Annotated in this window: 13 protein-coding genes; 6 read left to right on the forward strand and 7 right to left on the reverse strand. The window is 42.0% G+C overall.

All coding sequences use genetic code 11. The features are described from left to right. Positions 1 to 89: 89 nt before the first annotated feature. Both L2703_RS05810 and L2703_RS05815 read right to left on the reverse strand, forming a co-directional pair. Complete coding sequence (locus tag L2703_RS05810; RefSeq protein WP_248970182.1) at positions 90 to 617, reverse strand: NUDIX hydrolase; 528 nt, start codon at positions 615 to 617, stop codon at positions 90 to 92. Positions 618 to 668: 51 nt separating this feature from the next. Continuing rightward, positions 669 to 1,337 (reverse strand): rRNA large subunit pseudouridine synthase E, encoded by a 669-nt coding sequence (locus L2703_RS05815; RefSeq protein WP_248970183.1) that lies wholly within the window; start codon positions 1,335 to 1,337, stop codon positions 669 to 671. A gap of 383 nt (positions 1,338 to 1,720) precedes the next feature. Here L2703_RS05815 and L2703_RS05820 point away from each other — a divergent pair, with 383 nt between their 5' ends. After that, positions 1,721 to 3,943: an NADP-dependent isocitrate dehydrogenase gene (locus L2703_RS05820; protein ID WP_248970184.1), complete on the forward strand. Its 2,223-nt coding sequence runs from the start codon at positions 1,721 to 1,723 to the stop codon at positions 3,941 to 3,943. A gap of 128 nt (positions 3,944 to 4,071) precedes the next feature. On the opposite strand, the gene cspD is transcribed toward L2703_RS05820, so the two are convergent. Beyond that, positions 4,072 to 4,278: a cold shock domain-containing protein CspD gene (cspD, locus tag L2703_RS05825; protein ID WP_160052900.1), complete on the reverse strand. Its 207-nt coding sequence runs from the start codon at positions 4,276 to 4,278 to the stop codon at positions 4,072 to 4,074. Positions 4,279 to 4,474: 196 nt separating this feature from the next. On the opposite strand from cspD, the gene clpS reads away from it, so the two are divergent. Continuing rightward, on the forward strand, positions 4,475 to 4,783 hold the full coding sequence (clpS, locus tag L2703_RS05830; RefSeq protein ID WP_238103524.1) for an ATP-dependent Clp protease adapter ClpS: 309 nt from the start codon (positions 4,475 to 4,477) through the stop codon (positions 4,781 to 4,783). A 43-nt stretch (positions 4,784 to 4,826) separates the two neighbouring features. Continuing rightward, positions 4,827 to 7,085, forward strand: coding sequence for an ATP-dependent Clp protease ATP-binding subunit ClpA (gene clpA / locus L2703_RS05835; protein WP_248970185.1), 2,259 nt, complete (start codon positions 4,827 to 4,829; stop codon positions 7,083 to 7,085). 225 nt (positions 7,086 to 7,310) lie between these two features. On the opposite strand, the gene infA is transcribed toward clpA, so the two are convergent. The 3 genes from infA to aat all read right to left on the reverse strand — a co-directional run bounded on the left by infA (position 7,311) and on the right by aat (position 9,024). Beyond that, positions 7,311 to 7,529, reverse strand: a complete 219-nt coding sequence (gene infA / locus L2703_RS05840; protein ID WP_011496276.1) for a translation initiation factor IF-1 — start codon at positions 7,527 to 7,529, stop codon at positions 7,311 to 7,313. A 78-nt stretch (positions 7,530 to 7,607) separates the two neighbouring features. After that, complete coding sequence (locus L2703_RS05845) at positions 7,608 to 8,327, reverse strand: arginyltransferase (protein WP_248970186.1); 720 nt, start codon at positions 8,325 to 8,327, stop codon at positions 7,608 to 7,610. Beyond that, on the reverse strand, positions 8,317 to 9,024 hold the full coding sequence (gene aat, locus L2703_RS05850; RefSeq protein WP_248970187.1) for a leucyl/phenylalanyl-tRNA--protein transferase: 708 nt from the start codon (positions 9,022 to 9,024) through the stop codon (positions 8,317 to 8,319). The genes L2703_RS05845 and aat overlap by 11 nt, the downstream gene beginning before the upstream one ends. Positions 9,025 to 9,076: 52 nt before the next feature. On the opposite strand from aat, the gene L2703_RS05855 reads away from it, so the two are divergent. Beyond that, positions 9,077 to 9,565: an outer membrane lipoprotein gene (locus tag L2703_RS05855; protein ID WP_283107816.1), complete on the forward strand. Its 489-nt coding sequence runs from the start codon at positions 9,077 to 9,079 to the stop codon at positions 9,563 to 9,565. A gap of 378 nt (positions 9,566 to 9,943) precedes the next feature. Here the strand turns inward: L2703_RS05855 and L2703_RS05860 are convergent, their stop codons facing one another. Beyond that, a complete protein-coding gene (locus L2703_RS05860) occupies positions 9,944 to 10,276 on the reverse strand; it encodes a hypothetical protein (protein ID WP_248970188.1) in 333 nt (110 codons plus the stop codon). A gap of 347 nt (positions 10,277 to 10,623) precedes the next feature. On the opposite strand from L2703_RS05860, the gene L2703_RS05865 reads away from it, so the two are divergent. Beyond that, on the forward strand, positions 10,624 to 11,376 hold the full coding sequence (locus L2703_RS05865) for a Nif3-like dinuclear metal center hexameric protein (RefSeq protein WP_346347542.1): 753 nt from the start codon (positions 10,624 to 10,626) through the stop codon (positions 11,374 to 11,376). A gap of 43 nt (positions 11,377 to 11,419) precedes the next feature. Beyond that, complete coding sequence (locus tag L2703_RS05870; RefSeq protein WP_248970190.1) at positions 11,420 to 13,372, forward strand: monovalent cation:proton antiporter-2 (CPA2) family protein; 1,953 nt, start codon at positions 11,420 to 11,422, stop codon at positions 13,370 to 13,372. Positions 13,373 to 13,417: the final 45 nt, after the last annotated feature.

Below are 13,417 nucleotides of genomic sequence, written 5' to 3' on the forward strand. Positions count from 1 at the left end.
GTCAACATTGCATTTGTGCGGCGCATATTCTACCACGCATTCGAGCGCTGGGCTATCTTGAACAACAGTCAATAAAGGAGCGTGCGGTGCTAATGTGTGTGTAAATAATCGGCATTAATCAAGGATAATGGAAAATGGCTTGGGCAAGATTTGGCTTGGTTATGTTGGGTTACGTTTTCAGTTGTGTTTTCGTTCAATAAACCAGCCTGTTGAATATAATCATCAATACTGTTGAGTACCAAAGGACTGCGTAATTGACTACCTAACTCGCTAATTTGTGTTCGAGACAACCAATGAGTGCGGGTAATGGCGCTGTCAAGAGGTGTGGCTTTAAGTGGTTGTTCAAGGTTAATACAAAAAGTGTAACGTACAAATGCGAGTGTATCACTGGCACTAAATTGATAAATACCGACAATGGCTTGCGGTGTAATGGCAAGTCCTGTTTCTTCTAAAATTTCTCGTGAACAGGCATCAATCAGTGACTCGTTGGCTTCTAAATGTCCTGCAGGTTGATTAAATTTAACCAGGCCATCTATCATTTCTTCAACCAGTAAAAACTGCCCTTGGCTGTGGATCACACAAGCAACCGTGGTATTAGGTTTGTAACGTTGAGTCATCTGTTTCACTCCCTTTTTTAGTGCTTGGCCTGTGTTATTTATGGTTAATGATTAACGTTGGCTGATTTGTTTGTATTGTCCACTTTGTAAATCATCTAGACACCATTGACCTATTTTATAACGGATTAATCTTAAGGTTGGGTGGCCCACATGAGCAGTCATTCGTCTTACTTGACGATTTCGACCTTCGCAAATTTGCACTTCAAGCCAGGTTGTTGGTATTGATTTTCGCTCACGCACCGGTGGTACTCTTGGCCAAATATTCGGGGGATCCATCTTTTTTACTTTTGCAGGTAACGTCATGCCGTCTTTGAGAACCACGCCGTCCGATAATGATTTTATAGCCGATTCGCAGGGTTCTCCTTCTACTTGTACCCAGTAGGTTTTAAAGGTTTTTTTATTGGGCTGGGTTAACTGTGCCTGTAATTTGCCATCGTTTGTTAACAGCAATAAACCTTCGCTATCTCTATCTAAACGCCCTGCAGCATACACATCTGGAATTGCAATAAAGTCTTTAAGTGTTTGTCTGCCAGCCTCATCTGTAAATTGGCACAACACATCAAAAGGTTTATTAAATAGCACAATAACCGGTTGCGTGGTTGCAGGTTTATTGTTTGTTTTACGTGGGAGACGGCGTTTGTTAGCAAAACGCCCCCCTATAGAATTTGGGTGTTTTTTGGTCTGTTTTTTAAGCGAGTTAACTTTACCGGCATTTGACATAAACGTTTAGATGACATCCTTTGTTGGACATAACACGGGGACAAGCGAACGATTTTGGTATTTTTTATGATAGTTTACTGTGTATTCGCCCTTAGTGGAATTTGAAAATGAGCAATTATGATCTATGATGTCCGCCTAAAAATTGTGATCTGTACCTAATTACTCACTTGTTGAGGTTAAATTATCGTTAAATAAACCTCAGCAGTGACAAGAAAATATAATAAAAAATGGGATAGGGGATTTCACATACTAAGCTCGCACAGGATGTGTGCTGTAGTTGCAAATCAAGGTTCACTCAGGTGAGTGTTATCCACCAAAGCCCGTCAGTTGTTTGTACAATTTATTCTAATAAATTATTAATTTACAATAATGTAGGAAATATAATGAAAGATAACACTCCAACGATCATTTACACTGAAACCGATGAAGCTCCAGCACTTGCTACTTTATCTTTTTTACCTATTATTCGTGCTTTTACCAATGCTGCAGGCGTAAAAGTTGAAACCCGTGATATTTCTTTATCTGGTCGTGTCATTGCTAACTTCCCTGAAAATTTAACAGAGGAACAAAAAATTGCTGATGCGTTGACTGAATTAGGCGAATTAGCTAACCAGCCAGAAGCAAACATTATTAAACTGCCTAATATCAGTGCGTCAATTCCACAGTTAAAAGCCTGTATTGCCGAGTTACAAGCCAAAGGCTATGACATACCTAACTACCCAGACGAGCCTAAAAATGAAGCAGAGGTAGAAGCTAAATCACGTTATGACAAAATTAAAGGCAGTGCGGTAAACCCTGTTTTACGTGAAGGCAACTCTGATCGCCGTGCTCCAACGTCGGTGAAAAACTATGCTAAGAAAAACCCACATTCAATGGGTAAATGGGCAAGTACTTCACAATCACACGTTGCTCACATGAGCGAAGGTGATTTTTACGGTAGCGAACAATCTGTGACGTTACCTGCTGCTGATAAAGTCAACATAGTGTTAACAAAAGCTGACGGCTCTGAACTGGTACTTAAAAGTGGTTTATCACTGCTAGCTGATGAAGTGATTGATGCGGCGGTAATGAGCAAAAAAGCCTTAGTTGATTTTTATACTCGCGAAATTGAAGCAGCCAAATCAGAAGATGTTTTACTCTCGCTTCACTTAAAAGCCACCATGATGAAAGTGTCAGACCCTATTTTGTTTGGTCACGCTGTTAAGGTGTTCTTTAAAGATGTATTCGATAAGCACGGTCAATTATTTGCTGAGTTAGGTGTTGATGTTAATAACGGTTTTGGTGACGTTTACGCCAAAATTAAGTCACTTCCTGATGCAAAGCGTAACGAAATTGAAGCAGATATCGCTGCCGTTTATGCAGCGCGTCCAGCACTAGCTATGGTTGATTCAGACAAAGGTATCACCAACCTGCATGTACCAAGCGACATCATTATTGATGCATCTATGCCTGCTGCTATTCGTTCATCTGGCCAAATGTGGGGCCCTGATGGCCAATTAAAAGACACCAAAGCGATGATCCCAGATCGTTGTTACGCTGGTGTATACCAAGAAACTATCGCATTTTGTAAAAAACATGGCGCGTTTGACCCAACAACAATGGGTAGCGTACCAAACGTGGGCCTAATGGCTCAAAAAGCCGAAGAATATGGTAGTCATGATAAAACATTTGAGATTACCGCAGCAGGTACTGTCAACGTGATTAATCAAGCTGGCGATGTGTTAATGAGCCACAACGTCGAAGTGGGCGATATTTACCGTATGTGTCAGGTAAAAGATGCTCCGATTCGTGACTGGGTTAAGTTAGCCGTGAGACGTTCACGTTTAAGCAATACTCCAGCTATTTTCTGGTTAGACAGCGCGCGTGCACATGATGCTGAATTAATCAAAAAAGTGACTCAATACCTAGCACAAGAAGATACAGCAGGTTTAGACATTCAAATTATGTCTCCAGTTGAAGCAACTCGCGTAACGTTAGAGCGTATCATTAAAGGCCAAGATACCATTTCTGTTACCGGTAACGTGTTGCGTGACTACCTAACCGATTTGTTCCCAATTCTTGAATTAGGCACAAGTGCTAAAATGTTATCAATTGTACCGTTAATGAATGGCGGTGGCTTATTTGAAACAGGCGCAGGTGGTAGTGCACCAAAGCATGTCCAACAGGTAGAAAAAGAAGGCCACTTACGTTGGGATTCTTTAGGTGAGTTTTTAGCGCTAGCTGCATCATTAGAGCATTTAGCTCAAACAGCTAACAACCCTAAAGCCCAAGTGCTTGCTGATACGTTAGATGTGGCAATTGGTGAGTTCTTAGACAGTAATAAATCGCCTTCACGTCGTGTCGGTGAATTAGATAACCGTGGTAGCCACTTCTACCTAGGTCTTTACTGGGCACAAGCATTAGTTAAGCAAACTGCCGATGCACAACTTGCTGAGCATTTTGCGCCTTTAGCACAAGCGCTAGCAGCCAATGAAACAGTTATTTTAGCTGAACTTAATGGTTCACAAGGCCCTGCTGTTGATTTGGGTGGTTACTACCGTCTAGATGCGGCTAAAGCTGAAACAGCCATGCGCCCAAGTGCAACATTGAATAAATTAATTGGTTAATTGATGTGTCAATAGGGCATTACTTTATTGTAATGCCACTATAAATAACTCAGTTAATGCATTATTTTTAGACAATAAAAAAGACAGGGATTAAAATCCCTGTCTTTTTGTTTTATAGTCTCTACCTACTATTTTGTAGGTGAGATGGCTGAAGCATGCATTCCTTTAGGACCTTCTTCAACTTCGAAGCAAACAGGTTGACCTGCTTTTAAGGTACGATAACCTTCCATTTCGATAGTTGAATAGTGCGCAAATACATCCTCGCCACCCTGATCTGGGCAAATAAACCCGAATCCTTTGGCGTTGTTGAACCACTTTACAGTTCCGTTTGCCATACTTCCACTTCCTTCTGTTGTCTACTTACCAGTAAGATAGTAAAACTTATTATCCAGCGGTCTAGTATTCGCCGCCTAACAAACAGAATGAAATTTGTACGAAAAGATGTCAAGTGGAATTTAACAAAAAGACAACATTTAATTAATTTAATAATATCAAGTGGTCGGGATTCAAACGAGAGGCTAGTATTAAACAATGGCAAAATTAGGCAGTGTAGAACATACCGAAGAAAAGGTTGAATCTGAGCTACAACCACCCCATATGTATAAAGTGGTGTTAAACAATGATGATTACACCCCAATGGATTTCGTGGTTGAAGTGTTGCAACGCTTCTTTGATAAAAACGAGCAGCAAGCTGTTGATATCATGTTAGCGATACATCACCAGGGCAAAGGATTGTGTGGTGTTTTCCCATTTGGGATCGCCGAAACAAAAGTTTTTCAAGTAAATCAGTTTGCAAGAGAAAACCAACATCCGTTACTGTGTACATTAGAGAAAGCATAAAAATCGTTTTCTTACAGTCTGTGGTTAATTTTAGGGGGTGCTTATGCTGAACAAAGATCTGGAAGTCACCTTGAACCTAGCGTTTCAGCAAGCTAGAGATTCACGTCATGAATACATGACGGTAGAACATTTATTATTAGCGCTTATTGATAATCCAGCTGCTTACGAGGCGCTTATTGCCTGTGGTGCGGATGTCAATCGCCTTCGTGAAGAGGTGGCTAATTTCATTCAACAAACCACACCCATTATTGCAGAGTCATCTGAAGAGCGTGAAACTCAGCCCACACTTGGATTTCAGCGGGTGCTTCAACGTGCTGTGTTTCATGTGCAATCCTCTGGTCGCAATGAAGTGACTGGCGCGAATGTGTTAGTGGCCATTTTTAGTGAGCAAGAATCGCAAGCGGTATACCTGTTACGTCGTAGCGATATTACTCGTCTTGATGTGGTGAATTTTATTTCCCATGGCATGAGCAAAGACGAAGAGTCACGTGAGTCCTCAGATCAAGAGCGCATTGAAGATCAATCTGAAAGTAGCGAAGAGCGCAGCATGCTATCGCAGTTTGCTGCTAACCTCAATCAACTCGCCAAAGACGGAACTATCGATCCATTAATTGGCCGTGATGCTGAAATAGAGCGTGCAATTCAAACCTTGTGTCGTCGTCGTAAAAACAATCCGTTGTTGGTAGGTGAAGCGGGAGTGGGTAAAACGGCAATAGCCGAAGGGTTAGCGTATCGAATTGTGACGGAACAAGTACCAGATGTGATGGCTGATGCCACAGTGTACTCGTTAGATTTAGGGTCGTTACTCGCAGGGACTAAATACCGAGGTGATTTTGAAAAGCGCTTTAAAAGCTTATTAAAAGAACTCTCAGCCGATGAGCATGCGATTTTATTTATCGATGAAATTCATACGATTATTGGTGCAGGAGCGGCGTCTGGCGGGGTCATGGATGCATCTAATTTATTAAAACCCTTGTTATCAAGTGGCAAGTTACGCTGCATGGGCTCAACCACCTTCCAAGAGTATCAAAGCATTTTTGAGAAAGACCGTGCTTTAGCGCGTCGATTCCAAAAAATTGATATTAATGAGCCGTCTGTCGCTGAAACCACTAAGATTTTGATGGGGTTAAAGTCAAAATACGAAGAGTATCATGGTGTGCGCTATACTCAGGCAGCCATCAGCAGCGCTGCCAGCTTGTCTGCTAAGCATATCAATGACCGTCATTTACCTGACAAAGCCATTGACGTGATCGACGAGGCGGGTGCTCGTATGGTGATGATGCCGCAAAGTAAACGTAAAAAAACCATCGGCCAGGCTGAAATCGAAGCGATTATTGCAAAACTCGCGCGTATACCTGAGAAGTCGGTATCGTCGACTGACAAGGACATGTTACGTAACCTTGAACGCAACCTTAAGATGGTGGTCTTTGGGCAAGACAAAGCCATTGAGAGCCTTAGCGCTGCTATTCGCTTGTCTCGAAGTGGTCTAGGCTCAGATAAAAAGCCGGTGGGTAGCTTTATGTTTGCTGGTCCTACGGGGGTTGGTAAAACAGAAGTCACCAGTCAGCTTGCATCATGTTTAAATTTAAAGCTCATTCGTTTTGATATGTCTGAGTACATGGAGCGTCATACTGTGTCGCGTTTAATCGGCGCACCTCCAGGGTATGTTGGTTATGATCAAGGTGGATTGCTAACCGATGCCGTCATTAAGAACCCACATTGTGTGGTGCTACTTGATGAAATTGAAAAAGCCCATCCTGATGTGTTCAACTTACTTTTACAGGTCATGGATCATGGCACATTGACTGATAATAATGGCCGTAAAGCTGATTTTAGAAATGTCACCTTGGTGATGACGACCAATGCGGGTGTACAAGAGACTATTCGTAAGTCTATTGGTTTCCAGCAACAAGATCATACTCAAGATGCGTTAGCGGAAATCAATAAAGTGTTTTCGCCAGAGTTCCGCAATCGCTTAGATTCAATTGTGTGGTTTAACCATTTAGATATGACGGTTATTGCCAAAGTGGTTGATAAGTTCTTAGTCGAACTTCAAGCGCAGCTAGATGATAAGCGGGTCACTTTAGATGTGAGCGATGAAGCACGTACTTTGTTGGCTGAAAAAGGCTATGACAAGTCAATGGGTGCTCGTCCTATGTCGCGGGTGGTGACTGAGTTAATTAAGCGTCCTCTTGCAGATGAAATCTTATTTGGTGTGCTTGAACGCGGTGGTATTGCACATATTGATGTTAAAGATGGTGAGATTAATATTGATTGTGAGGCAACCGAGAAGGTGTCTTAATAAGCGTTTTTACGCTGGAAATTGACAATAAAAAGATGACCTAATGGTCATCTTTTTTTATCCGCAGTATTCGTATATCCATCACATTAACTGTGTCATCCGTTCAGGTGTTTTATGGTGCTTTATACTGCAATATTTGTTTACTGCCTGATCAGATAATGAATAGTAAACTCAACAACAAAAAAACCGACTTACAGTCGGCTTTTGCAATGTTGAGGCTAGCGATTAACGTGCGCGGAAGACGATACGACCTTTTGATAAGTCATAAGGTGTCAACTGAACCGTGACTTTGTCACCCGTTAAAATACGGATGTAGTTTTTGCGCATTTTGCCAGAGATGTGGGCTATCACCACATGTCCATTTTCCAGCTCTACGCGGAACATTGTGTTTGGCAAGGTCTCAAGGATAGTGCCCTGCATTTCAATGTTGTCTTCTTTCGCCATTAATAAGTTATCCCATTAGCCTTCAAATATGAAAAATCGGGCGTATCATGCCCCAAAATCGCTTAACTGTAAAGGGTGTTAGCAAGAAAGAGGGTCAAGTTTTTCGCTAATTTGCCAACCTTGTGGGGTTAAAATTTGATAAGGTCGATACTGCCGCTTGTAACGCATTTTTCGATTTTGATCAATTTGATAGCCTAAATACAAAAATTTTTTGCCCATGGATTTTGCTAATTGACATTGGATTAAGATCATTAAAGAACCTAGCGATCTATCGGCATAGTCTGGGTCAAAGTAACTGTATATGGCTGAGAAGCTATGGGGCAAATTATCGGTAACAGCAACCCCTATCAATTTGTCTTTATCGAACACTTCGATAAACATGGGCGGTAACCAGTCTGAAAGCAAAAAATCATCATATTGGCTTTGAGAAGCAGGGTACATGGGGCCATCTTGATGGCGTTCGTTAATATAACGTTGGTAAAGTTGATAATGCTCAGGACGCGTTTGGTGGGTTACTTTCCAGTGGAGATCTTGATTACTTTTTAGGGTTCTTTTTTGTCGCTTAGAGAGTACGAAATCGTGCACATTTAAGCGTATTGATTGGCAGGCATCACAACTTGGGCAACGTGGTTTATAAATTGAATTACCGTTGCGGCGAAAGCCCATCCCAAGGAGTTGCTCAAATAAATTGGCATCAATTTGTTGTTCTTGAATAACTAATAGCTGCTCTGTATTTCCTTCAATGTAATTACAATCAAAAGGATGGCTAATGCCGACGCTGACAGACTTAGAGTTCAATGAACACCTCTTGTGGCGACCATATTGCCGCCGAAATGTGTTGGTCCCGGTATTGGCGCAATAAGTGTAAAAACTCACTTCTGGCTAAGGCTTTTGCACCTAAACTTACTAAATGAGGGTTCATAACTTGTGCGTCAATTAAATGAAAACCATGCTTAACTGTGTGTTGATTAAGTATAGCAAAGGCTGCTTTTGATGCATTAGTTTGCCGGTGGAACATTGATTCACCGCAAAAAACACCGCCAACAGGTATGCCATATAAACCACCAATCAAATGATCGCCGTCCCATACTTCAATCGAATGTGCTTTCCCCTGAAGATGCAATTCGTAATACGCCATCTGTATCTCTGCAGAAATCCAGGTGCCATCCTGATTGCTACGCGGAGCAGCACAGCCGGCCAAAACATCTAAAAAGGCATGATTGATGGTATAGCGCCAAGACACTTTTTTGAGGAACTTTATCAAGCTTCTACTGCCAAATGGATGAGTGGGTACAAATACTGCACGAGGGTCGGGAGACCACCATAAAATAGGATCTTGGGCATTAAACCACGGGAAAATACCTTGATAATAAGCTTGCTGTAAGCGTTGTGGTTGCAAGTCACCACCTATGGCCAACAAGCCGTTAGGATCGTTCAGAGCATGTTCTGGTGGTGGAAAGCCGATAGCTTGATTTAAATAAGACAGTGAGTTCACAATTGAGTATATTAATTGGCATACCTTATCGTTAACTTAGCGGAAAATAGCGATGTTTAAAATCATAACTGTGACTGGGCAGAGTTTTTTTGCAATTTTGCTGACATTTTGCTTGTTTTATAACCAAGCACAGGCGGCTTATGAGCGAAATCAGGCTGTGCCCGTTGAAAAGGTGTTATACGGCACGGTTGATAGTGTTCGGCATGTGAGCGAAAAACAGCTAGTTGAAGACAGCCATAGCGGTTGGAAAACCTTTGGCGGGGCATTAATTGGCGGCGTGATCGGTCACCAATTTGGTGGCGGCTCTGGACAAGATGTTGCTACTGTCCTTGGGGCTCTGATTGGTGGAGGTTTAGGCAGTCAACATGGCCGTTCAGCTTATTACCTAGAGAACAAACTGGTTGAGCTGATGATAAATCAAGAAGATGGCAGCCAGGTGATGGTGATCCAAGATGTGGACCCTGGTATGAGCTTTAATGCAGGGGACGAGGTCAGGGTGGTTTATTTAAAAGGCTATGTCAGAGTCGATTTAGCCATGTAAGGCGCTAACATTATTTACTCGCTAAACGGTTAACTGCTTACCTCAACACAAAAGGAGCCATTGGCTCCTTTTGTGTTGATTCTTCCTGATAGGCGAGGTTTTCGCCCTATATAATACCATTGCGCATTAATAAGCGACCACTGTGAATGCGTCCAGCGGTTTTTGATTAAGGCGTCGCTATGTAGTAATGGTTGTTTCCTTTCAAATAGCGAGAACGTAAAGCAAAAGCGGCTGGGGCATTCCTTTTTGGCGAGTTTTAAAAGGGCTTACACTGCGTTGTATGACTTCGAAAGAGAATCTATTCATTCAGTCATTCGCCTTGTTTAAGCCCTTTTAAATTCTCGCTGAGAGATCACTTACTAACGCGCAATGGTATAACTAGAATCCTCGTGGTAATGTTTGATTACCTGCAGTGTTTTCGAGCTTTAAACGCCACAACTGCTTTGGTGTGAGTCCACCTGCGTTGTTAACGTTTTTAGCTGGCTGTTGTTTTACAACAGCTTTAGTTTTTGCCACGGTTTGTACAGTGGCCGCTTTTGATGTTGTGCAATGTTCTGCATGCATGCGCTCAAGCTCGCTAAAGCGAACAGATTTACCACCATCAATTTTATACCAGCTACCTGCTTGCTCAATCGAAACCGCTTTGCCTGATTGTGTTTCAAGTGCTAATTGCAGTTGGCTAATGACCTCTTCTTTAGTCAATGTTGTCATAGTTAAAAACCTATTTGTTATCATGTTAAATGAAGGTTGCGACTAATTTTAAAGTGTTAACGCGGCAAAAGTCCAATTCGCCACCCACATTGCCTGTTTAATGCTCAAAAAGTGGTATTTTTCAGCATTTATCACTGTAATAATTGAAATAGTGCACGATGAGTTACACTAAAGCATATTGGGCATTACACTATGATTATGGATTTTTTCGTGTGATTGAAAGCTCCTTTTTTGGCAAACATGGCTTTTTATAGGTGCGATAACTTAGCTGTTTTTAAACAAGGCAGTTTTAATCAATTTTTATTTTTAGGAAAATTATGTCTACACATCAACAAGGTCAGTCATCCATTACACGTCAGCAACTAGGTGCTTATTTAGATGAATTTTTAAATGTATCAGCTTTTAAAGATTACGCTCCTAATGGGTTACAAGTGCAAGGTAAGTCAACTATTCGAACCATAGTAACAGGTGTTACAGCTTGTCAGGCGTTAATAGAACAAGCCATTGCTGTTAATGCTGATGCCATTTTGGTACATCATGGTTTTTTTTGGAAAAATGAACCAGAAGTGATCACCGGCATGAAGTATCGCCGAATTAAAGCCTTAATGGACCACGACATCAGCTTATTTGGTTATCACTTACCCTTAGATGCTCACCATGGGGTTGGTAACAATGCTCAATTAGCTTATCAGCTGGGCATTTTGAGCCCGCGAGTGTATCAAGCTGTAGCGCAAGACTTATTGTGGCATGGTCACCTTGAGCATCCTGCAACGGCAACTGAGTTTAGCCAATTACTTAGTAAGGTGCTTAAGCGTGAGCCGTTGCATATTGGTGATAACAGTAAACCTATTTCAACCGTGGCGTGGTGCACCGGTGGCGCGCAAGATTATATTGATCAAGCGGCGCAAATGGGCGTTGATGCCTTTATTAGCGGTGAAGTGTCCGAGCGCACTTACCATGCCGCCATGGAGCAAGGGATCCATTACTTTGCTGCAGGTCATCACGCCACTGAGCAATTTGGGATTAAGGCGCTTGGGCAACATCTTGCCAGTAAATTTGATTTAACTCATCACTTTATCGATATCATTAATCCGGTGTAATTGAGGTTTATTGCTTAATCTCGTCAGTTTATAAGGAAGCTTAATGACGGAATATTTTTTACAGGCTTTTATTTATTTAACTGCAGCAGTGATAGCCGTTCCGTTAGCCAATAAATTAGGGCTAGGATCTGTATTAGGTTACTTGATTGCTGGTGTGGTCATTGGCCCTATTGTTGGGCTTGTGGGCAGTGAAACCAATACTATTCAACACTTTGCTGAGTTTGGCGTGGTAATGATGTTGTTTTTAGTCGGTTTAGAGCTTGAACCCAAAATGCTTTGGGCAATGCGAAACCGGCTTTTAGGCCTTGGCGGTTTGCAAGTCGGTGGCTCGGTGGTTGCTGTCATGACCTGTGCCATTTACGCTGGTTATCAAACCAGTATAGCCCTTACCATTGGATTAATATTTTCGTTATCGTCGACAGCAATCGTATTGCAAACCTTGTCAGAGAAGCGCCTTAACAAAACTCATGCCGGTAAAAATGCTTTTTCAGTGTTATTGTTCCAGGATATTGCGGTTATCCCAATGTTGGCGTTTATTCCGTTATTGGCTTTACCTGAACTAGTCGAAAAAGCCCAAGTTGCTGCCAGTAGCTTGAGTGAGCAACATGAACAATTAAGCCTAGTGGCATCATTACCGGGTTGGGCTTATGCCATTGTACTGATAGTGGCGATTGGTATTGTGGTGTTAGGCGGACATTACTTGAGCCGCCCCTTATTTAAAATGGTCGCTGAGTCGGGCGCTCGCGAAATATCAACCGCAGCAGCATTAATGCTGGTGATTGGTATCGCGGCGTTAATGAGTTTAGTGGGGATCTCTCCGGCTTTAGGGACATTCTTAGCTGGCGTGGTGTTAGCTAACAGTGAGTTTAAGCACGAATTAGAAGCGAATATTGGCCCATTTAAAGGGCTGTTATTAGGGCTGTTTTTTATCACCGTAGGTGCAGGGATTGATTTTGCGGTATTGTTTGCTGATTTTGGCGAAATTATCTTAATCACTTTAACAGTCATGATAATAAAAGCGTTTGTGCTGTATTTGTTAGCGCTAATATTCAGGATTAAAGGCAGTGATCGTTGGTTATTTACCCTAAGCCTTGCGCAAGCCGGTGAGTTTGGTTTTGTGTTACTCAGTTTCAGTGTGCAGCAGCATGTTATTCCAACCGATGTCGCGCAAACCTTATCGATAGTTGTAGCGCTGTCGATGTTTTTAACGCCTGGGCTGTTTATTTTATTTGATAAAGTGATTTATCCGCGTTTTCAAATTAAAACCAATCAGCGTGAGCAAGACAATATTGATGATAAAGGCACGGTAATTATTGCCGGTATTGGCCGCTTTGGTCAGGTGGTGAATCGGTTTTTAGTGTCCAATAATATTAAAACTGTGGTACTGGATTATCAGGTATCACAAGTCGATACCATAAGACGGATCAACACGAAAGCCTATTACGGAGATGCAACACGGCCAGATTTACTGAAAACGGCTGGCATTGATGAGGCGTCGTTGTTTGTCGTGGCCATCGATAACCGTGAGAGCAGTGTCGAGTTAGTTAAATATTTACACCACAGTTACCCTAAACTCAAAATAGTGGCCAGAGCGTTTGACAGAGGGCATGGGCACTTACTCAAAGAGGCCGGGGCTGATGTCGTTGAGTCTGAAACCCACCATTCTGCGCTAGAATTGAGCGTATCGTCTTTACAGTTGCTTGGATACAGCGACGATTACGTTATGCGGCGTAAAGCCACCTATAAACGCATAGAAAAAGAGGCGTCAAAACGTCTGTATGATTTTTGGTTAAAAGAGTCAGCAGGAGAGCGTTTTAGTAATGACTTTATTAAACTATTTATGTTGTACGAGGAGCGTTTAAAGCAAGCAATGGATGAAGATAATGCAGCGCATCAAGATGATGTTGAAGACCGTTTAGTGCCAAATAACAGCGCCGATGTTGATTTTGCTCAAGCAGAGGTCATTACACGCAAGGATAATCCTTTGAATACATAGCGGGGCTTTAAGAAAACTGTGGGATCATTTTTGGTGTTTATGCAG

It is taken from the genome of Shewanella basaltis (assembly GCF_023283885.1).
Lineage (GTDB): Bacteria > Pseudomonadota > Gammaproteobacteria > Enterobacterales > Shewanellaceae > Shewanella > Shewanella basaltis.